The organism is Streptomyces sp. NPDC004327, assembly GCF_042873935.1.
GTDB lineage: Bacteria > Actinomycetota > Actinomycetes > Streptomycetales > Streptomycetaceae > Streptomyces.
Genome location: NZ_JBIAME010000006.1, coordinates 538,167 through 556,837, shown reverse-complemented (window position 1 = coordinate 556,837; position 18,671 = coordinate 538,167). Strand labels below are relative to the sequence as shown.

Sequence of the window (18,671 nt, the reverse complement as noted above, 5' to 3'; positions counted from 1 at the left end):
ACGCGGACCGCGGGAGCACGCGGGCCGGGTCACGGCAGCACGTACAGCAGCCCGCCGTCGCCGCCTCCGTCGCCGCCCGCGCCACCGCCCGCGTACCGCATGCAGCCGCGCTCGACGAGCACCCGGACGCAGTCGCGGACGCGCTCGGCGGTGAGGCCGGTGCGGCGGGCGACCTCTTCGAGGCGGTAGCGGACGCCGCCGCGGACGAGCGCGGGCGCGAGGTAGGCGGCGACGGCGTGGACGTCGGGGCTGACGACGAGGTTGCGGGCGCACCAGGAGTCGAGGAGCTCCTGGGAGGTGAGGGCGGGCGCGCCGCGCTGGGCGGGGATGGCGGGGAGGGGGACGCGCTGGAGGGACTCGGCGATCCGGTGGAGCGTCTGTCCGGCCTCGCGGAGGAGGGCGGTCTGCTCCTCGTCGAGCCGGAGTTCGCCCTCCTCCAGGCGGACGAGGACGTCGAGGAGGGACTGCGGCAGGACGAACCCGGCCGCACGGAGGGGCGAGATCTCCAGCCCGTACGAGCCGTCGCGCTGCAAGCCGGCGACGACCTCGGCGACCCACGCCTTGAAGGGCGCGGCGTCGGAGCGGGTGGAGGCGTTGACGAGCTGGACGAGCCCTTCGAGGCAGACGACCCGGGTGGACGGCTTCAGTCCGGAGTGGTCGTCGTCGCCGTCGCCGGGCAACTCGCCGACGGTGGTGTGGAGTGCGGGGGCGACATGGGCCCGGAGGGCCTGGCGGGCGCTGGCGTATCCGAGCCGGCGGGCCGCGTCCACGGCGGGGAACCAGTGCGTCCCGTCGGGCAGCGTGAGCCTGCGGAGCCGCGCTCCGGTGGCGGCGTACACGAAGTCGTCGACGTCGATGGCATCGGTGGCGTTCATCGGACTTCACCTCCGTATGCACGTTAGGCCGAGGGCATATTCAACTGACATGGAAATCAGCCCGGTTCACTCGAAGGTGTGGGAGCGATCCCAAGAATCGCCTCGGCGGACCACCGCCCGGCGGCACCCGGCCGGGTCGCGAGATAGCCGGCGATCTCGCCGGCGCTCCAGGCGCCGGCCTCCCGCAGCCCGGTCACGATCGTCCGCAGATACGCCTCCGAGGGCGCCAGGTGCTCCACCTCGTCCATCGCCCACGGCGCGGTGAGCGTCAGCAGCGGCAGCCCGTCGAGCTCCCCGGCGCACACCACCGTCTCGTACCGCCCCGGCCCGAACGCCGCCCGCCCGCGCGCCGCGACCCGGGCCAGGTCCCATTCCCCGCCCGCCCCGGCCTCCCGGTACATCTCCTGCGCGGCGATGTCCGCGAACTGCCCCGCGGTCAGCAGATGCGCCCGCGCCCACACGGCGCCGTCGGCGCCCGGGTCGTAGAACGCCCGCCCGCCGCCCCACACGGCCGACTCGGTCGCGAAGTACACGGCCCCCGGCAGCACGACGGCCCGCGACTCCCGCGGCGCCCGCCGGTCCCGGCACTTGGCGAGATAGCGCCCGAGCCGCGCCCCGGACATGTTCGACCCGTAGGCCACGTACCAGACCTCGACGACCATGCCGCCGGACGCTACCGCTTGCGACGCCGGGGCCCGCGGTAGCCGTAGGAGGGCGGGCGCGTCGGGCGGAGGGCGGCGGGACGGGTGCGCCGACCGACCGCCCCCTGGCCCATGGGCCCGAGGCCGGACCTCGGCTAGTCGAGCGTCATCGTCCCCTGCGTGTAGCGCATGCCGTACGGCTCGCCGATGACGTTGACCTTCGCCAGGTCCATGGCGCCCTCGGCGGTCCGGACGGCGGGGCCGGCCGCGAAGAGGTCGGCCAGGAAGTGGTCCCAGCCGCCGGGGGCGGAGATCTGCAGGACGCGGGCCGGGGGTTGGGAGGCGTTGCGCATGGCGTGCGGGATGCCGTGGGGCAGGAGCGCGCACGTGCCGGGTGCGAGGCGATGGGTGGTGCCCTGGAAGTCGATCTCCATCGCGCCTTCGAGCACGTAGACGAACTCGTCCATCTTCTCGTGCACATGGGACGGGATGTCGACGTCGAGACGGTTCTCCAGGACGGCGAGCCGGCCCTCGCTGTCGGTGGTGCCGACCTTGACGCCGAAGCCGGGTGGCAGCGGGACGCGGGTCTGCCGGGTCTCTTCGGGCTGGAGAAGGAAGAAGCGGTCTGCGGACATGCGTGAGTCCTCCCTGGCGGCCGTGGCCATGCCGATGCGTGACCCCACCGTACGCCTGAACCGGAGAAATATCTCCGGTTCGAGCGCAGATCCGTGCCGCCTACGATCGTCGGATGACGACTGAGCCGCCCCTGCGAGCCGACGCCCAGCGCAACAGGGAGAAGATCCTCGCTGCCGCCCGCGCGCTGTTCCGGGAGCAGGGCACCGCGGTCGCCCTCGACGACATCGCCCGCCGCGCCGGCGTCGGCCCCGGCACGCTCTACCGCCGCTTCCCGGACCGCGATGCGCTGGTGCGTCAGGTCGTCGTCGACGGTTTCGAGATCTGTCTGGCGGCGGTGGAGGCGGCCCGCGCGGAACCGGCGGACCCGACGGGCGCGTTGGAGCGGCTCTTCCGGCGCGTGCTCGAACAGCGCGACCGTCTCGTGCTCCCGCTGCTCGGCGGCCCCGTCGTCCGCGACCCCCGCGTCCAGGAACTCCAACACGCCATCCGCGACGCGGTGGAGGACGTTCTCGCGACCGCCCGCGCGGCCGGCGCCGTACGCGACGACATCACCCCGGAGGACCTGATCACCGCGGCCGCCATGGCCTGCCGCCCGATGCCCCACCTCCCGGACGAGGTCACCGCGGCCCTCGCCGCCCGCCACGTGGCCGTCTACCTCCACGGCCTCCGCCCCGAAGCCGCCCGCCCCCTGCCCGCGGCACCGCCCGCCCCCGACGCGATCGGCCGCCACGTGGCCATGGATCCCTCTGCCGAGGAGTGAGCCCCTCGGCCGCCCGCACTCCCGGCGGCGCACGGCGGGCGACGGCACGGGACGACACAACGCAAGAGGCCCGGACTCTCGTCCGGGCCTCTCGACTCTGTGCACTCGGCAGGATTCGAACCTGCAACCTTCTGATCCGTAGTCAGATGCTCTATCCGTTAAGCTACGAGTGCTTGTTTTTAGTTCTTGTCTCCGTTTCCCGGCCCTTTCGGCCCGCTGTCCCGGCGACAGGAAGAACATTACATGAGTCCCGCCGTCATGTGAAATCCATTGGCCGCACCCCCTCTGACCTGCGGAAACGCCATGTTCGGCCGAGTCGGACGGACGGGCTCCAGGCCGAAGCGGAAGGGGCTCGCACGCCGAAAACGAGGCAGAAGAGACCGGGGTCACATCGGTGCCGCGGAAACGTGCCCGGCGGCCGGGCCCGGTGCCGCGGATCGGTGCCGCGTCATCCGCGGCGTGCGTACGCGAAAACGATCGAAGCCCCGGCCGTGAGGGCCGGGGCTTCGATCGTCGTGCGGAGGCGGAGGGATTTGAACCCTCGATGGGCTTTAAGACCCAAACCGCATTAGCAGTGCGGCGCCATAGACCGGACTAGGCGACGCCTCCATGCACCCCGCGCGTACGCGAGTGGTGCGTGCAGATGATGACACAGACGAGCCTCGCGCCACCAATCGCTTTCACCGTACTAGTCCCCGGGGGCCGAGGGCAAAGCCCTCGGGCATCCTCGCGCGCCCCCCGCCCAGGCGCGTCCCGGTTGCGCAACGGAGCGGGGGCGGGAGCGTTAGTCAGGGAAGAACGCCCCGCCCCGCCCCGCTCCAGGAGTCCGCATGCTCAGTCCCCTCCTCCTCGCGACCGTCGCCGCCTCCGCCATCGGGGTCGGGCCGCTGCCGCCGCTGCCGCTGCTCTCGGCACCGGCGCCGGACGCGCTGACGGTCAGCATCGAGCGCAGCGGGTACGCGGAGGCGGACGGGACCTTCCGCCTCGAGTGCGACGAGAACGGGGGGAGGGCGGCGGGCGGGACGCATCCGGCGGCGGAGAACGCGTGCAAGCGGCTCGGACAGCTCGCGGCGGGCGGCGGGGATCCGTTCGCGCCGGTGCCGGAGGGGCAACTGTGCACCCAGCAGTACGGCGGGCCGGCCACCGCGCGCATCACCGGGAACTGGCAGGGGCGGAGCATCGACGCCCGCTTCTCCCGCGCGAACGGCTGCGAGATCGACCGCTGGGAGAACCTCCGGCCCGTACTTCCGCACGTCAAAGGCTGATCACCAAACCCCCACCCCGTGTCCCCAGGCGGAGCGCCGTCCTCCCTTAGACTCCCTCCGTGACAGGCCGGGGCCCCCGGCGGCAAGATGGGGCCCGTCAGCCGGTCGTCGCACACGCACCAGGCACCACGCACCAGGCAGGGGCTGCAGGCACATGCATGCAGTGGGTTCAGGAGGGAAGCGTCTCGTGAGCAGCAGGCCATCCCGAGGCGCTGCTCGCCTCGCCGCCATACTCGACGCGCTCCCCGACGGTCTCGTGCTCGTCAACTGCAACGGCACGGTGGTCAACGCCAACACCATCGCACTCGGCATGTTCGAGACACCCGGCACCGCGCTCGTCGGACGCGGGCTGCTCGATCTGCTGCCGGAGTTCGACTCGCGGCTCATCCCCGGTTCGATGCGCCGGCCCGACCCGGCCGACGACCGGGGCCGCACGCGCCCGAGCCGGATGGTCGCGCGCCGCACGGACGGCAGCGAGTTCCCGGTCGAGGTGACCAGCGCCAGCCTGGAGGACGGCCGCGAGGCGTACGACTCGTACAGCGGCTACACCGGCGACGAGCTGCTCATGCTGGTCGTGCGGGACCTCACCGGCACCGTCGACACCGAGGCCGAACTCGCCCGCTCCCAGCGCCAGACGGAGATGATCCTGCGCGCCGCGTCCGAGGGCGTCGTCGGCACGGACACCGACGGCCGGGTCGTCCTCGTGAACCCGGCCTTCGCGCAGATCCTCGGCTACCGGGCCGGCGAGCTCGGCGGCGCCGAGCTGCACCCGCTGATCCTCGCCAAGCGCGCGGACGGCACCGAGTTCCCGTACGACGAGTCGCCGCTCGCCGACACGCTCAAGTCCGGCCGCAAGCACCGGGTCCGCGGCCAGGTGCTGTGGTCGAAGAGCGGCGACCGGGTGCCGGTCGACCTGACCACCGCGCCGGTGCGGGACGGGGACCAGCTCGTCGGCGCCGTCATGACCTTCAGCGACCGCAGGCCGCTGGAGCAGCTGGCCGAGGAGCACGCCGCCGAACTCGCCGACCGCGCCGAGCGGTACGCGACCGAGATCGAGCAGCAGCAGGAGCGGTACGAGGCGCTCGCCGCCCGGCACGCGCAGCTGACGGCCATGCTCGCCGGCTCGCTGCGCGGGCCGCTGGAGCAGCTGCGCACCGAACTCGGCACGCTCGCCGCGGACGACGCCGGCCAGCTGTGGCCCGAGGCCAACCAGCTGCTGCACCACCTGGCCGCCGGCTACGCCCGGATGACCACCCTCGTCGACAACGTCCTCGCCTTCCAGCGCCTCGACGCGGGCGCGGAGGAGCTGGCGAAGGCCCCCGCCCTGCTCCATCCGGTCGTCACCGGCGGCATCGACGCGGCCGCCGAGCTGATCGGTCCCGGCCGTGCGCAGTTCGCCGTGCACGCGCCGCCGATCGAGGCCGAGGTGGACGCCGCACGGCTCACCACCGCGCTCGCGCACCTCGTCGCGGACGTCGCCGGCGTCGACGCCACCGGCAAGAGCAAGGCCGCGCCCGGCGAGGCGGCCGGCGACTCCACGATCGTCGTGGCCGCCGCCCAGCGCGGTGACGTCGTACGGATCGAGGTGCGCGGCCCGTACGCCGGCGGCGACCCGGTCCACCAGCCCGTCGTGCGCGGGATCGTCGCCGCGCACGGCGGTGTCGTGCAGACCCACGAGGTGCCGGGGACGACCGGCGTCGCCTACGTCGTCGAGGTGCCGATCGGCGCCGGGCGCGGAACGGTCCCCGCGGAGCCCGCACCCCAGCCGGAGTCCGCGCCGCGGACGGCGGAGGAGGGCGGCTCCGAGCAGCTCGCGCTGCCCGCCGCCGCTCCCGTCCTGCCCGCGCAGGCGTCCGCCGACGCCACCCTCGGCAGCGGGCGCCGGCGCGCCCGCCGGGCCGCCTCCACGGACGCCTTCCTGGAGAGCCCGCTGGCTCCCGAGGACGCCCGGCCGACCGGCCGCCGCCGCGGCCGCATGGACGACACCCCGGCCGGCGGTACGCCCAACGAGCTGATCCCGGCCCAGAACGCCGGCGGTACGGACCCCTCCGGGACCGGGCGGCGCCGTGGCCGGCCCGCCGAGGGCGCCGTCGTGACCGCCGCCGAGGGCGCGCAGGCCCGGCCGGCGCTCGGCGCCGCCGTGCCGCCGCAGGGCGTGCCCGTCGAGGCCGCGCCCGCGCACGCCCCGGCGCCCGCCCAGGCGCTCGCGCTGCCCGCCGTCGCGTCGGCCCCGGTGGCCCCCGTGGCCCCGGAAGCCGCCGAGGAGGGCGCACAGCCCACCGGGCGGCGCCGCCGGGCGCTCGCGGCCGCCCAGGAGCGCGCGGCCGCGCAGGAGGCCGGGCCGCGCACGCCGTTCGCGCTGCCGCCCGCCGACGCCGACCGTGGCCCCGAGCAGGAGCAGGAGCAGGCGACCGGGGCGCCGCAGGACGCCCACGGGGCCGTAGGGGCGCTGCCGGAGGACGACCACACGCCGCCGCGGCCGCACCCGCTGTCCGCCACCGCTCCCGCAGCCGCGGGCATCGCCACGGGCACGGGTACGGGCTCGATCCCGCTCCCGCCGGAGGTCCCGGCGGCACCGGCACCGGCCGCACCCGTGGCCCCGGCCCCGGCACCAGCCCCGATCCCGGCCGCCCCCGTGGCCCCGGCCCCGGCGGCCCCTGCGGCCCCGGCACCGGCCGCACCCTCTGCCCCGGCACCTGCCGCTGCCGCCGCGCCCATGCCCGTCCCCGCGCCCCCGCCCACGCCCGCACCCGCACCCGCGCCCAAGGACGCCGCTCAGGGCCGTGCCTTCAGCGTCCGTACGCTCGGCCAGGGCGTGCCCCTCGCGCCGCCCGCGAGCGCCTCCGGCCGCCGCCGCAAGCTCGGCAACCCGGCCGAGGAGAACCGCCCGGAGCCCGCCGTCCAGGAGCAGCCCCAGGCCGTACCGGCCCCGGCGGCCGCGCCCGCTCCCGTACCGGTGCCCAAGCTGAGCCCGGCGCCCGCGCCCGAGGGCCGCGCGTACGCGATAGAGGCGCCCGCCGAGGGGTCGGCGGAGGGGCCGGAGCCGCTGGACGGGCCCGGCGGGGCCGTGGAGGTGGCGAACCAGCCGCAGCCGCAGCACCTGGACGACGAACTGCCCCCGGAGCCGCTGGACAACCCGCGCCGGCTGCTCGTCTGGCCCGCGCCGGACGTCTCCACGCAGCAGGCGCTGAGCGACCGCGGCTACCGGCCCGTGATCGTGCACTCCCGCGAGGAGGTCGACGCGCAGATCGCCGCCTTCCCGGCCGCGCTCTTCGTCGACCCGCTGACCGGGCCCATCACCCGCACCGCGCTGCAGTCGCTGCGTCAGGCCGCCGTGGCCGCCGAGGTGCCCGTACTGCTCGCGGCGGGTCTCGGGCAGGCGACGCGGGAGGCCGCGTACGGCGCCGATCCGGCCGTCCTGCTCAAGGCGCTCGCGCCCCGGGACAGCGAGCAGCACCCGTCCCGGGTCCTGCTGATCGAAGAGCACGAGGACATCGCGCAGGCGCTCGCGGCGACCCTGGAGCGGCGCGGGATGCAGGTGGCGCGGGCGGCGACCGACACGGAGGCGGTCACGCTCGCCCAGCAGCTGCGGCCGAACCTGGTGGTGATGGACCTGATGCAGGTGCGCCGCCGCCGGGCCGGGATCATCGACTGGCTGCGCGCGAACGGGCAGTTGAACCGCACCCCGCTCGTCGTCTACACCTCGGTCGACCTGGACGAGGCCGAGCTGCCGAAGCTGTCCTCGGGCGAGACGGTGCTCTTCCTCGCCGAGCGGTCGAACAGCGGCGAGGTGCAGGCCCGGATCGTGGACCTGCTCGCGAAGATCGGCACCAACTGACCCCTGGGCGGGGCCGGTCGGTGCCGACTGATGCCGACCGGTGCCGGTCGGGCGTCGCGGACTACAGCTGGGTGACGTCCAGTTCGCCGTCCGCGTACTGCTTGCGGATCACCTTCTTGTCGAACTTGCCGACGCTCGTCTTCGGGACGCTCGGCACGATCGCCCAGCGCTCCGGCAGCTGCCACCGCGCGATGCCGCCCTCGGCGGCGAGGAAGGCGCGCAGCTCCTCGTAGCCCGCGTTCGTGCCCTCCTTGAGGACGACGGTCGCGAGCGGCCGCTCGCCCCACTTCTCGTCCGGGACGGCGACGACGGCGGCCTCGGCGACGGCCGGGTGGCCCATGAGGGCGTTCTCCAGGTCGACGGAGGAGATCCACTCGCCGCCGGACTTGATGACGTCCTTGGCGCGGTCGGTGAGGGTGAGGTAGCCGTCGGCGCTGATGACGCCGACGTCGCCGGTCTTGAGCCAGCCGTCGGCGCTGAACTTGTCCTCGGGGCGGAACGCCTCGCCGTTCGCGCCGCCGTAGTAGGCGCCGGCGATCCAGTTGCCGCGGACCTCCAGCTCGCCGGCGGACCGGCCGTCCCAGGGCAAGACCTCGCCGCCGGCGCCGATCAGACGGCCCTCGACACCGGCCGGGAAGCGGCCCTGCGTGACGCGGTAGGACCACGCCTCCTCCGGGGTGACGCCGGCCGGCGGGTGGGCCACGGTGCCGAGCGGGGAGGTCTCCGTCATGCCCCAGGCGTGGACGAGGCGGACGCCGAGCTTGTCGTACGCCTCCATGAGGGAGGGCGGGCAGGCGGCGCCGCCGATGATGACGTCGGCCATCGAGCTGATGTCGCGCGGGCGGGCGGTGACCTCGGCGAGCAGGCCCTGCCAGATGGTGGGGACGGCGGCCGCGTGGGTCGGCCTCACGCTCTCGATCATCTCGGCGAGCGGGGCCGGCTGGAGGAAGCGGTCCGGCATCAGCATGTTGACGCCGGACATGAAGGCGGCGTGCGGCAGTCCCCAGGCGAGCACGTGGAACTGCGGGACGACGATGAGCGAGGTGTCCTCGGCGCTCAGACCCATCGACTCCGTCATGTTGACCTGCATGGAGTGCAGGTAGATGGAGCGGTGCGAGTAGACGACGCCCTTCGGGTCGCCGGTGGTGCCGGAGGTGTAGCAGAGGGCGGCGGCGGTGCGCTCGTCGAGCTCGGGCCAGTCGTACGTGGTGGGGCGGCCGGCGATCAGCTCCTCGTAGTCGTGCACCCGGGGCTCGACCCCGTCGAGGACGGAGCGGTCGCCGGGGCCGGTGACGACGACGTGCTCGACGGTCGGGAGGTGGGCGAGGAGCGGGGCGAGCAGCGGCAGCAGCGAGCCGTTGACGACGACCACGCGGTCGGCGGCGTGGTTGACGATGTACGCGAGCTGCTCGGCCGGCAGGCGCAGGTTGAGGGTGTGGACGACCGCGCCCATGGCGGGGATCGCGAAGTACGCCTCGACGTGCTCGGCGTTGTTCCACATGAGGGTGGCGACGCGCTCGCCTTCGGTGACCCCGAGTTCGTCGCGCAGGGCGCGGGCCAGCTGCGCGGCGCGCGCGCCCGCCTCCGCGAAGGTGCGGCGCTGCGGCTCGGGCTCTCCCGTCCAGGTGGTGATGGTGGACTTCCCGTGGATCCTCGTCCCGTGTTCCAGGATGCGGGTCACGGTCAGCGGTACGTCCTGCATCGTGCTCAGCACGGCGTCCTCCCGGTGGGCGCTACGCGGCAGTAGTGATGGGGTTGACCAGATTCTGGTCACGTACCTCGCGGTATGTCACTACCCGGGAGTAGGGAATTTGCCAGTGATCACTGGCGTAACTGAGGGTAACGCGCCGGGCGCGGGGATTCTCGATGCCGGGCGGGCGTGCGGCGATCGCGCACTCGCCCCGCGGTCACCGCGAGGTCACCGCACGGGGGACAGCTCCGGGTCCTCGCGGAGCTTGCCCAGCGCCCGCGAGACCGCGCTCTTGACCGTGCCGACGGACACCCCGAGCACCTCGGCGGTCTGCGCCTCGCTCAGGTCCTCGTAGTACCTGAGGACGACCATCGCCCGCTGGCGGTCCGGGAGCTTCATGACCGCGCGCCACATGGCGTCGTGCAGCACCTGCCGCTCCGCCGGGTCGGCCTCCGGCAGCCCGGCCGGCTCCGGCAGCTCGTCGCCGCACGCGTACTCCTCGACCTTGCGCTTGCGCCACTGCGAGGTACGGGTGTTCAGCAGCGCGCGGCGGACGTAGCCGTCCAGGGCGCGGTGGTCCTCGATGCGCTCCCAGGCGACGAACGTCTTGGTGAGCGCCGTCTGGAGCAGGTCCTCGGCATCCGCCGGGTTCGCGGTCAGCGAGCGCGCGGTGCGCAGGAGGACGGGGCCGCGGGCCCGTACGTACGACGTGAACGACGGGAACGCGGCCGTGGAGGCGCCGGCGCAGACGGGGCCAGACAGTGGCGGAGTCATGCCTCCACGCTAGGAGCGCGGGGCCGTACCGGGGATCGGCCGCAGGTCCCGACCCGCACTCCCCCTCAGGTTGTAGGGGTGGGGCCAGCCTCACCTCCTCTGGGTGGAGCCGCGCACGCCACGCCTCAGGGTCAGGGGCCCGGGGCCGCGGTCCGTGGTGGCACGGCCGCGGTCTCTCGGCGCGGTCTGTCGGCGCGGTCTGTCGGCGCGATCTGACAGCGCGGTCTCACATCTGCGGGATGACGCGGGCGACCGGGGCGTCGACGACGCTGCGGTCGATCGTCATCCGCCTGCCGCCGTACGTCTCGGTGACGTTGCCCGCGTACTGGTGGATGCGCGCGTGCGGCTGCCAGGCCGACGGGCTCAGCGCGCTCTCCGTGTCGAGCGCCGGCCCGCCGCCCCAGCGCGCGAACCACACCACGGACGGCAGGTCGGGCGTCCCCGCCACCCGCTGCCGCTCGATGTCGCGGATGCCGGTGTCGGCGCTGCTGTAGAAGCCGGGCACGTAGCCGAGCCGGCGGACCTCGCGGTCCCAGGCGCGGACGAAGGTGACGGTGGTCGAGCGGCAGGCGGCGTCGCCGGCGCGGTACGCCTCGATGTCCAGGTAGAGCGGGCTCGCCGCGTCGATCCCGAGCGCCTTCGCGGCCTTCACCGCGTCCCCCGCCTCCTGGGTGCCCTGCCGCCAGGGCGTGCGCCCGATCGCGTACTTCCGCTTCGCCTCGGAGTTCACGCACGGCGCCTGCGAGCCGACGAACAGCGGCAGGAGGTGGAAGCCGAGGGTGTGCACGGTGGAGACCCAGGAGCGGCTGAGCTCGCGCTGGCCGGGGCAACCCCGGCCGCGGCCGCCGAAGTAGATGCCGACGGCCCGGTACGGCGAGGCCCGCCAGGCCCGCATCACCGTGACGGACGGCGCCTCGCAGGTGTCGAAGGCGCCGCCGGAGAAGTAGCTGAGGGCGGGGGACAGGTCCGGGGCCGCCGCCCCCGGAGCGCCCTGGGCAGGGGAGCCCACGGCCGGGGAGCCCAGGGCCGGGGAACCCTGGGCCCGGGAGTCCTGGGCCGGGGAGCCCTGGGCCGGAGAAGGGGTGGTCAGGAGGGCGGTGGTCACGGCGACGAGGGTCACGGCGGCGGCCACGGCGGCGCGGCGGAGAGAGGCCGGGCGGAGGGCGCGAAGGCGGAGGGCGCGCGGGTGGAGGGCGCGCGGGCGCGGGTGGCGGCGGCGCGGCGGGGCGCTCTCGACCGCGGACGGGGCGGGCGGCGGCTGGACGGCAGGCGGCGACGGGATGACGGCGGGCGGCGGCTGGACGGCGGGCGGGGGCGTCATGGGATGCATGGCACTCATGGCGTGAGTGAAGAGCCCCCGGCCCCGACCGGCCACCGCTCAGGCCGTCGCCTCAGCCGTCCGTGCCCAGGATCAACCCGGACGTGGGAACCCCGGTGCCCGCCGTGACCAGTGCCCGGGCCGCGCCCGGCACCTGGTTCACGGAGGTCCCGCGCAGCTGCCGCACCGCCTCCGCGATCCCGTTCATGCCGTGCAGATACGCCTCGCCGAGCTGCCCGCCGTGGGTGTTCAGGGGCAGCGCGTCCGCCGCGACGAAGTCGGCCGCCTCGCCCCGGCCGCAGAAGCCGAACTCCTCCAGCTGCATCAGCACGAAGGGCGTGAAGTGGTCGTAGAGGATGCCGACGTCGATGTCGCCGGGCGCGAGCCCCGAGCCGCGCCACAGCTGACGGGCCACCACACCCATCTCGGGCAGCCCGGTCAGCTCGTCCCGGTAGAAGCTGGTCATCGCCTCCTGGTTGCGGCCCGCGCCCTGGGCGGCCGACACGATCACGGCGGGCGGACGGGCGAGGTCGCGGGCGCGCTCGGTGGAGGTGACGACGATCGCCTGGCCGCCGTCCGTCTCCTGGCAGCAGTCGAGCAGCCGCAGCGGCTCGGCGATCCAGCGGGAGGCGGCGTGGTCGGCGAGGGTGATCGGCTTGCCGAAGAAGTACGCGGCCGGGTTGGTGGCGGCATGACGGCGGTCGGTCACGGCGACGTGCCCGAAGGCGTCCGGCGTCAGCCCGTACGTGTGGAGGTAGCGCTGGGCGATCATCGCGACCCAGGAGGCCGGGGTGAGCAGTCCGAACGGCAGCTGCCAGCCGAGCGCCGCGCCCTCGGCGGACGGCTCGCGCCGCTGCACGCCGGAGCCGAAGCGGCGGCCGGAGCGCTCGTTGAAGGCGCGGTAGCAGACGACGACCTCGGCGACGCCGGCGGCGACGGCGAGGGCGGCCTGCTGGACGGTGGCGCAGGCGGCGCCGCCGCCGTAGTGGACGCGCGAGAAGAAGGACAGCTCGCCGATGCCGGCGGCCTGCGCCACCGTGATCTCCGGGCTGGTGTCCATGGTGAAGGTGACCAGGCCGTCGACGTCGGCGGGGGCGAGCCCGGCGTCGTCGAGGGCCGCGTGCACGGCCTCCACGGCGAGCGTCAGCTCGCTGCGGCCGGAGTCCTTGGAGAACTCGGTGGCGCCGATGCCGGCGATGGCGGCGCGGCCGCCGAGGGTGTCGGGGGAGCGCAGGCTCATCGGATCTCCTCCGCCGGGATCTCCACGACGACGGTGCCGGTGACGTGGTGGCCGATGCCGTTGGCGCCGACGACCCGGACGTGGACCGTGGATCCGCCGGGGCGGGCCTCGACCGCCGTCACCGTTCCGGTCAACGTCATCGTGTCCCCGGGGTAGTTGGGGGCGCCGAGCCGGATGGCGACCTTGCGCAGGACGGCGCGCGGGCCGAAGTGGTCGGTGATGTAGCGGCCGACCAGGCCGTTGGTGGTGAGGATGTTCATGAAGATGTCCGGGGAGCCCTTGGCCCGCGCCAGCTCGGCGTCGTGGTGGACGTCCTGGTAGTCGCGGGAGGCGATGGCGCCGGCGACGATGAGGGTGCGGGTGACGGGGACGGTGAGCGGTGCCAGCTCGTCTCCGGGTGTCATCAGATGTCTCCCTGTGCGAGCAGGTCGCCGAGTTCGGCGAGGAGTTCGGTGCCACTGCCCAGATACGCGTCGAGCTGCCGTCCCCACAGGAAGTGCCGGTGGACGGGGTGGTCGAGGTCGGCGCCCAGCCCGCCGTGCAGGTGCTGCCCGGCGTGCACGACCCGCTTCCCGGCCTCCGAGGCCCACCACGCGGCCGTCAGGGCGTGCCCGGCGACCGGCAGGGCCCGGTCGTGGCGCCAGGCCGCCTCGTAGGCGGTGACCCGGATGGACTCGGTGTCCATGTGGGCGTCGGCGGCGCGGAGCTGGACGGCCTGGTTCGAGGAGAGCGGGCGGCCGAACTGCTCGCGGACGGAGGTGTACGCGACCGCGCGGGCCAGGGACCCGGCACAGACGCCCGCCTGGAGCCCGGCGAAGGCGATCCGGGCGGCGGCGAGCACGTCGTCGTACGCCTCCGGGCCGCCCAGGCGCTCGCCGGAGGCGCCGTCGAGGAGGAACGCCGGCAACCGCCCGGCGGACCAGGGCGCGGTGAGGTCGACGGGCTCGACGGTGCCGGTGACGGGCACGAGGCGAAGGGTCTTCGCCTCGTCCGGTACGAGGACGTGCGTGGCGTCCCGCAGCCAGGGCACCCACGCTCCTTCGTGCGCCGGGAACGCGCCGGTCACCACGGTCGTACCGGCCCGCAGGCCGGGCAGCAGCCGGGCACGCTGCTCCTCGGTGCCGTGGCGGGCGACGGCGAGCAGCCCGTACACCGCGCTCGCCGTGAACGGCACCTGCGCCGTCGTGCGCCCCTGCTCCTCGGCGAGCAGGACCAGGCCGAGCAGCCCGGTCTCCTCGACGGCCTCGACGAGACCGGCCGCGCACAGCGCCTTCCACAGCTCGGCGTCCGTGCCGGTGCCGGCGGCCGCGAGGCGTTCGTGGGTGGCGAGGTCGCCGAAGATGCGGGCGGCGAGGTCGCGGGCGGCCGCCTGCTCCTCGGTGGGTTCGAACTCCATGTCAGCCCTCGACTCCCTCGGACAGCGCCCGGAACACCGGCAGTTCGAGCTCGTCGTCCACGCGCAGGAACTCCAGCCGCACCGGCATCCCGATGCGGACCTTGTCGTACGGAACGCCGACGACGTTGCTGATCATCCGGACGCCCTCGGCGAGTTCGACGAGCGCGACCGCGTAGGGACCGGCCGCGTCGCCGGCTTCGTCGGACACGGTGAAGGCGGGGAACGGCGGGTGGTGCATGACGACGTACGAGTAGACGGTCGCCTCGCCGCATGCCTCGACCGTGTCCCAGGCGCGCGAGCCGCAGGCGTTGCAGCCGGGCAGCCAGGGGAAGCGGAGGGTCGCGCAGTCGCCGCAGCGCTGGACGAGCAGGCGGTGCTCGGCGACGCCCGCCCAGAAGCCCGCGTTGTCGCGGTTGACGACCGGCCGGGGCCGCAGGGGCCTCGCTTCGGGCTTCCGCCGGGCGGGGGCGTACTTGAGGACGCGGAAGCGGTGCGTGCCGGCGGGTTCGCCGCCGGCGCGGATGTCCATGCGGGTGGTGATGAAGTGGCCGGTGCCGAGCTTGGTGGTCTTGCGGGGCGAGACCGACTCGATGACGGCGTCGAAGGTGATCGTGTCGCCGGGGCGCAGCGGGCGGAGGTACTCCTGCTCGCAGTCGGTGGCGACGATGGAGGTGTAGCCGGCGCCGTCGAGGAGGGCGGACAGCTCCTCGTACGCGCCGGAGGAGCCCTGCGGGGCGGTGGGGTGGCCGGAGAGGCCGCCCATCGTCCACGCCTGGAGCATGGTGGGCGGCGCGACGGCGTCCGGCCCCGCGTACGCCGGGTTGGTGTCGCCCATGGCCTCGCACCAGTGCCGGATCATGGGCGCGTTGACCGGGTCCCGGCCGACGGAGGCGGCGGAGGTGGTCCGGCCCTCGTAGGCCTTGAGCCGCTCGTAGGACAGCTCGGGCGGGGGATCCGTGGTCAGGGGGTCCGTGGTCGCGGGATCCGTGGTCGCGGGATCCGTGGTCCGGGAATCCTCCGTCCGGGAGTCCGTTGTCCGGGAATCCCTCGTCTCCGGGCTCATCGTCGTCCCCGTCCCTTCATCCCGAGCCGCATCGTCGCGACGAGCTCGCGCTGCACCTCGCTGACGCCGCCGCCGAAGGTGTTGATCTGGGCGGCCCGGTTCATCCGTTCGAGTGCGCCGCCGTCGAGCGTTCCGGGGGCGCGGACCAGCGCCTCGGGGCCCGCGATCTCCTGGCAGATGCGGTAGACCTCGACGGCCGACTCCGTGCCGGCGAACTTCACCCCGCTCGCGTCCCCGGGCGCGAGCCGCCCGGCGCCCACGTCGCCGACGAGGCGCCAGTTGAGCAGCCGGGTCGCGGCGAGCCGGGCGTGCGCCTCGGCGGCCCGGATCCGGACCCAGGGCTCGTCGATCCGGCGCCGGCCGGTGGCCGGGTCGGGGGCGCGGGCGGCGGCGAGGGCGGCCTCGTAGAAGTCCTCGGCCTGCATGCCGATGGCGGCCAGCGCGACGCGTTCGTGGTTGAGCTGGTTGGTGATGAGGCCCCAGCCGCCGTTCTCGGGGCCGACGAGGTGGCCGGCGGGGACGCGGACGGAGTCGTAGTAGGTGGCCGTGGTCATCAGGCCGCCGACGGTCTCGATCGGGGTCCAGGAGAAGCCGGGCGCGTCGGTGGGCACGAGGACGATGGAGATGCCCCGGTGGCGGGAGGTCGCCGGGTCGGGGTCGGTGCGGCAGGCGAGCCAGATCCAGTCGGCGTTGTGGGCGTTGGAGGTGAAGATCTTCTGCCCGTCGACCACCCAGTCGTCCCCGTCCCTGACGGCCTTCGTCCTGAGCGAGGCGAGGTCGGTGCCGGCCTCGGGCTCGCTGTAGCCGATGGCGAAGACGGTCTCGCCGCGCAGGATGCCGGGCAGGAAGCGGTCCTTCTGCTCGTCGGTGCCGTACTTCATCAGGGTCGGGCCGACGGTGTTGAGGGTGACCATGGAGACCGGGGCGCCGGCGCGGTACGCCTCGTCGAAGAACACGAACTGCTCGTCGGGCCCGCGGCCCTGGCCGCCGTACTCCTCGGGCCAGCCGATGCCCAGCATGCCGTCGGCGCCGATGCGGCGCAGCAGCGCGCGCTGGGCTGCGGTGTCGGCCGGGGGCGGGGGGCCGTCGGGCATCAGGGCGCGGAAGTACGCGCGGAGCTCGGCGCGCAGCCGCAGCTGGCGTTCGGTCGGGGCGAGGTGCACGGCGTGGCCCTCTCGTCAGGACTGCCCACTAAGGTTTCTGACTGTCCGTCAGATGAGCGAGCCCTGTCAAGGTCACGGAGCCGGTCCGGGGCGGGCCCGGACCGGTCCGCACCGGTCCGGGAGCACGGAGAGGGCCACACCCGCCCTGGAACACGGTAAAGCCCGCGCTCCGGTACCGAAGTACCGTCGCGCGGGCCGTCGTTCACCCCGCGGTCATGCCCCCCGTCGGGCCGGCCGGGCCGTGGTCGGGCCCCGGGCCGGCTACCACCACAGCGGGGAGAAGTTGACCGACGTGGTGTCCTGGTCGATGGCCGTGAAGGCGGAGCCGTTCACGCTCGCCGTGTTGTTCTGGTTGGAGGCACCGGAACCGGTCGCCACCTGCTGCGTGGTGGTCGAGTTGCCGAGGTTGCTGCCGCCGACGCCACTGCCGAGGATCGTGGCGACGCTGGCGTTCGATCCGTTGTCCGCGAATCCGCCGTTGTCGGCCTGGGCCACCCCGGTGAAGAGCGCGGCGGCGAGGGGCAGGGCGGCGGCAGCGGCGAGGACGCGGGCGGTACGGATGCTTGCCATGTGTGTGTTCCTCCAGGAACTGAAGCTCTGTGGCTGAGTGCACTGAACTACTGCTGTCACCAAGGCAGTTGGCCGACTGCTTCGGTCGTTGTGCTCGACGTCGCGAGACCAGAGTTGCCCACCGGATCACCGTCGAACCACCCCGGAGTGCCCGATTCCCCCTCAAGCGTGAGGACAAGTCGATAAACCCCCTCACCACCAAGAAAGCCGCAGGTCGGGCGTGTCGCGATGGAGGAAGGGGAGGAAATCCGGACGGGGCAAGAGAGGAAGCGTTTCGCCGCCTTCCGCCTGATTCGCCCCTCATTCCTCAGGTCGGACCCGCCCCTCTTCCCTTACTCGAACTCGTGTACGAAAATGAATCCATGGCCGCTTCTGCCCGGCGGACCACCGCCGCAGCCCAGAGCACCCCCCCGAGCACCACCCGGGACACCACCTCGCACAGCGCCCGGGACACCGCCCCGAGCACCGCACAGCTCGCGGCCCTGGCCCTCGCGCACGCGCTGACCGCCGCCGAGCACGGACTCCCCGTCTTCCCGCTCTCCCGCTCGAAGCTCCCGGCGCTGCGCTCACCGCACCGCGGCGAACACCGCCCGGTGCCGTGCCGCGGCGAGTGCGGCCTGCCCGGCCACGGGGTGTACGACGCGACGACGGACCCGGAGGCGGTACGGGCGCTGTTCGCGGCGGCGCCATGGGCGACCGGCTACGGCATCGCGTGCGGGAGGGCGCCGCACCGGCTGATCGGGGTGGACCTGGACGTGAAGGAGCCGGACACCGACGGCGTCGCGGCGCTGGACGCCCTCGCCCGCCGGCACGGCTTCGCGCTGCCCCGCACGGTGACCGTGCTGACTCCGGGCGGCGGCCGCCACCTCTGGCTCACCGGCCCGCCGGACACGGTCGTCCCGAACTCGGCCGGCCGCCTCGCCCCTGGCATCGACATCCGCGGCGCCGGCGGCTACCTGGCCGGCCCGGGCTCGACCACCCCGCGCGGCGCCTACCGCCTGGCCCCCGACACGGCGGACCTGCCGCCCGCCCCCTGTCCGCCGTGGCTGCTCGCCCTGCTGGCCCCGGCCCCGCCGCCCGACCCGGCACGCGCCCCGTCCCGGGCGCGCGGCCCCCACCGCGCCCAGGCCCTGCTCGACTTCGTCGCCGCCTCCCCACGCGGCCAGCGCAACACCCGCCTCTTCTGGGCGGCCTGCCGCATGTACGAGAACGGCCTCACCGACCGCCTCCTCGCCCCGCTCACCACCGCGGCCCTCGCCACCGGCCTCACCGGGCCGGAGATCGACGCGACGCTCGCCTCGGCGGCGTCCATCACGGGCCTGCGGCCCCAGTCGCCGGAGAACGCCAACAGCGGCCACTGACACCGCCGTTCGAGCGCTCGACCGGGGTCCGGGTCCGAGGGCCGGCAAACAGGGAGGGCGGACAAACGGAGGAGGCGGGCA

Annotated in this window: 16 protein-coding genes and 2 tRNA genes; 4 read left to right on the top strand and 14 right to left on the bottom strand. The window is 74.4% G+C overall.

Annotated features, from left to right (window positions below; genetic code table 11):
- Window positions 1–29: 29 nt before the first annotated feature.
- From ACFYU9_RS23295 to ACFYU9_RS23285, 3 genes are all read right to left on the bottom strand, one after another.
- Window positions 30–875 (bottom strand): Bro-N domain-containing protein, encoded by an 846-nt coding sequence (locus tag ACFYU9_RS23295; protein ID WP_389345862.1) that lies wholly within the window; start codon window positions 873–875, stop codon window positions 30–32.
- Window positions 876–931: 56 nt separating this feature from the next.
- Window positions 932–1,537, bottom strand: a complete 606-nt coding sequence (locus tag ACFYU9_RS23290; protein ID WP_389345861.1) for a histone deacetylase — start codon at window positions 1,535–1,537, stop codon at window positions 932–934.
- A gap of 134 nt (window positions 1,538–1,671) precedes the next feature.
- Window positions 1,672–2,151: a cupin domain-containing protein gene (locus ACFYU9_RS23285; protein WP_389210580.1), complete on the bottom strand. Its 480-nt coding sequence runs from the start codon at window positions 2,149–2,151 to the stop codon at window positions 1,672–1,674.
- Between the two features lie 113 nt (window positions 2,152–2,264).
- On the opposite strand from ACFYU9_RS23285, the gene ACFYU9_RS23280 reads away from it, so the two are divergent.
- Entirely contained in the window at window positions 2,265–2,912 is a 648-nt protein-coding gene (locus ACFYU9_RS23280) for a TetR/AcrR family transcriptional regulator (RefSeq protein ID WP_389210582.1), read from the top strand.
- A gap of 100 nt (window positions 2,913–3,012) precedes the next feature.
- Here the strand turns inward: ACFYU9_RS23280 and ACFYU9_RS23275 are convergent.
- Both ACFYU9_RS23275 and ACFYU9_RS23270 read right to left on the bottom strand, forming a co-directional pair.
- Window positions 3,013–3,085, bottom strand: a tRNA-Arg gene (locus tag ACFYU9_RS23275).
- Between the two features lie 345 nt (window positions 3,086–3,430).
- Window positions 3,431–3,521, bottom strand: a tRNA-Ser gene (locus ACFYU9_RS23270).
- Between the two features lie 221 nt (window positions 3,522–3,742).
- On the opposite strand from ACFYU9_RS23270, the gene ACFYU9_RS23265 reads away from it, so the two are divergent.
- Window positions 3,743–4,177, top strand: a complete 435-nt coding sequence (locus ACFYU9_RS23265) for an SSI family serine proteinase inhibitor (protein ID WP_389345860.1) — start codon at window positions 3,743–3,745, stop codon at window positions 4,175–4,177.
- 187 nt (window positions 4,178–4,364) lie between these two features.
- Window positions 4,365–8,015, top strand: a complete 3,651-nt coding sequence (locus tag ACFYU9_RS23260; protein WP_389345859.1) for a PAS domain S-box protein — start codon at window positions 4,365–4,367, stop codon at window positions 8,013–8,015.
- Between the two features lie 61 nt (window positions 8,016–8,076).
- On the opposite strand, the gene ACFYU9_RS23255 is transcribed toward ACFYU9_RS23260, so the two are convergent.
- The 9 genes from ACFYU9_RS23255 to ACFYU9_RS23215 form a co-directional block, all read right to left on the bottom strand.
- Window positions 8,077–9,729 (bottom strand): long-chain fatty acid--CoA ligase, encoded by a 1,653-nt coding sequence (locus ACFYU9_RS23255; RefSeq protein ID WP_389345858.1) that lies wholly within the window; start codon window positions 9,727–9,729, stop codon window positions 8,077–8,079.
- A gap of 204 nt (window positions 9,730–9,933) precedes the next feature.
- Complete coding sequence (locus ACFYU9_RS23250; protein WP_389211475.1) at window positions 9,934–10,467, bottom strand: SigE family RNA polymerase sigma factor; 534 nt, start codon at window positions 10,465–10,467, stop codon at window positions 9,934–9,936.
- A gap of 238 nt (window positions 10,468–10,705) precedes the next feature.
- On the bottom strand, window positions 10,706–11,818 hold the full coding sequence (locus tag ACFYU9_RS23245) for a DUF1906 domain-containing protein (RefSeq protein WP_389345857.1): 1,113 nt from the start codon (window positions 11,816–11,818) through the stop codon (window positions 10,706–10,708).
- A gap of 52 nt (window positions 11,819–11,870) precedes the next feature.
- Entirely contained in the window at window positions 11,871–13,037 is a 1,167-nt protein-coding gene (locus ACFYU9_RS23240) for a lipid-transfer protein (RefSeq protein WP_389210593.1), read from the bottom strand.
- Window positions 13,034–13,441, bottom strand: a complete 408-nt coding sequence (locus ACFYU9_RS23235) for a MaoC family dehydratase (protein WP_389345856.1) — start codon at window positions 13,439–13,441, stop codon at window positions 13,034–13,036. Before ACFYU9_RS23235 ends, ACFYU9_RS23240 begins: the two co-directional genes overlap by 4 nt.
- The gene (locus ACFYU9_RS23230; protein ID WP_389210597.1) at window positions 13,441–14,433 is read right to left on the bottom strand and encodes an acyl-CoA dehydrogenase family protein; all 993 of its coding nucleotides are present in this window, start codon (window positions 14,431–14,433) and stop codon (window positions 13,441–13,443) included. Before ACFYU9_RS23230 ends, ACFYU9_RS23235 begins: the two co-directional genes overlap by 1 nt.
- Before the next feature lies 1 nt (window position 14,434).
- Window positions 14,435–15,496, bottom strand: coding sequence for a bifunctional MaoC family dehydratase N-terminal/OB-fold nucleic acid binding domain-containing protein (locus ACFYU9_RS23225; RefSeq protein WP_389345855.1), 1,062 nt, complete (start codon window positions 15,494–15,496; stop codon window positions 14,435–14,437).
- A complete protein-coding gene (locus tag ACFYU9_RS23220; RefSeq protein ID WP_389210601.1) occupies window positions 15,493–16,659 on the bottom strand; it encodes an acyl-CoA dehydrogenase family protein in 1,167 nt (388 codons plus the stop codon). Before ACFYU9_RS23220 ends, ACFYU9_RS23225 begins: the two co-directional genes overlap by 4 nt.
- Window positions 16,660–16,920: 261 nt before the next feature.
- Window positions 16,921–17,229 (bottom strand): hypothetical protein, encoded by a 309-nt coding sequence (locus ACFYU9_RS23215; RefSeq protein WP_389210603.1) that lies wholly within the window; start codon window positions 17,227–17,229, stop codon window positions 16,921–16,923.
- 362 nt (window positions 17,230–17,591) lie between these two features.
- On the opposite strand from ACFYU9_RS23215, the gene ACFYU9_RS23210 reads away from it, so the two are divergent.
- Entirely contained in the window at window positions 17,592–18,590 is a 999-nt protein-coding gene (locus tag ACFYU9_RS23210) for a bifunctional DNA primase/polymerase (RefSeq protein ID WP_389345854.1), read from the top strand.
- Window positions 18,591–18,671 lie beyond the last annotated feature (81 nt).

Bases quoted from the DNA above. Each gene is read 5' to 3' on its own strand.
- ACFYU9_RS23295 (WP_389345862.1), bottom strand. From the start codon at position 875: ATGAACGCCACCGATGCCATCGACGTCGACGACTTCGTGTACGCCGCC.
- ACFYU9_RS23290 (WP_389345861.1), bottom strand. From the start codon at position 1,537: ATGGTCGTCGAGGTCTGGTACGTGGCCTACGGGTCGAACATGTCCGGG.
- ACFYU9_RS23285 (WP_389210580.1), bottom strand. From the start codon at position 2,151: ATGTCCGCAGACCGCTTCTTCCTTCTCCAGCCCGAAGAGACCCGGCAG.
- ACFYU9_RS23280 (WP_389210582.1), top strand. From the start codon at position 2,265: ATGACGACTGAGCCGCCCCTGCGAGCCGACGCCCAGCGCAACAGGGAG.
- ACFYU9_RS23265 (WP_389345860.1), top strand. From the start codon at position 3,743: ATGCTCAGTCCCCTCCTCCTCGCGACCGTCGCCGCCTCCGCCATCGGG.
- ACFYU9_RS23245 (WP_389345857.1), bottom strand. From the start codon at position 11,818: ATGAGTGCCATGCATCCCATGACGCCCCCGCCCGCCGTCCAGCCGCCG.
- ACFYU9_RS23240 (WP_389210593.1), bottom strand. From the start codon at position 13,037: ATGAGCCTGCGCTCCCCCGACACCCTCGGCGGCCGCGCCGCCATCGCC.
- ACFYU9_RS23235 (WP_389345856.1), bottom strand. From the start codon at position 13,441: ATGACACCCGGAGACGAGCTGGCACCGCTCACCGTCCCCGTCACCCGC.
- ACFYU9_RS23230 (WP_389210597.1), bottom strand. From the start codon at position 14,433: ATGGAGTTCGAACCCACCGAGGAGCAGGCGGCCGCCCGCGACCTCGCC.
- ACFYU9_RS23225 (WP_389345855.1), bottom strand. From the start codon at position 15,496: ATGAGCCCGGAGACGAGGGATTCCCGGACAACGGACTCCCGGACGGAG.
- ACFYU9_RS23215 (WP_389210603.1), bottom strand. From the start codon at position 17,229: ATGGCAAGCATCCGTACCGCCCGCGTCCTCGCCGCTGCCGCCGCCCTG.
- ACFYU9_RS23210 (WP_389345854.1), top strand. From the start codon at position 17,592: ATGGCCGCTTCTGCCCGGCGGACCACCGCCGCAGCCCAGAGCACCCCC.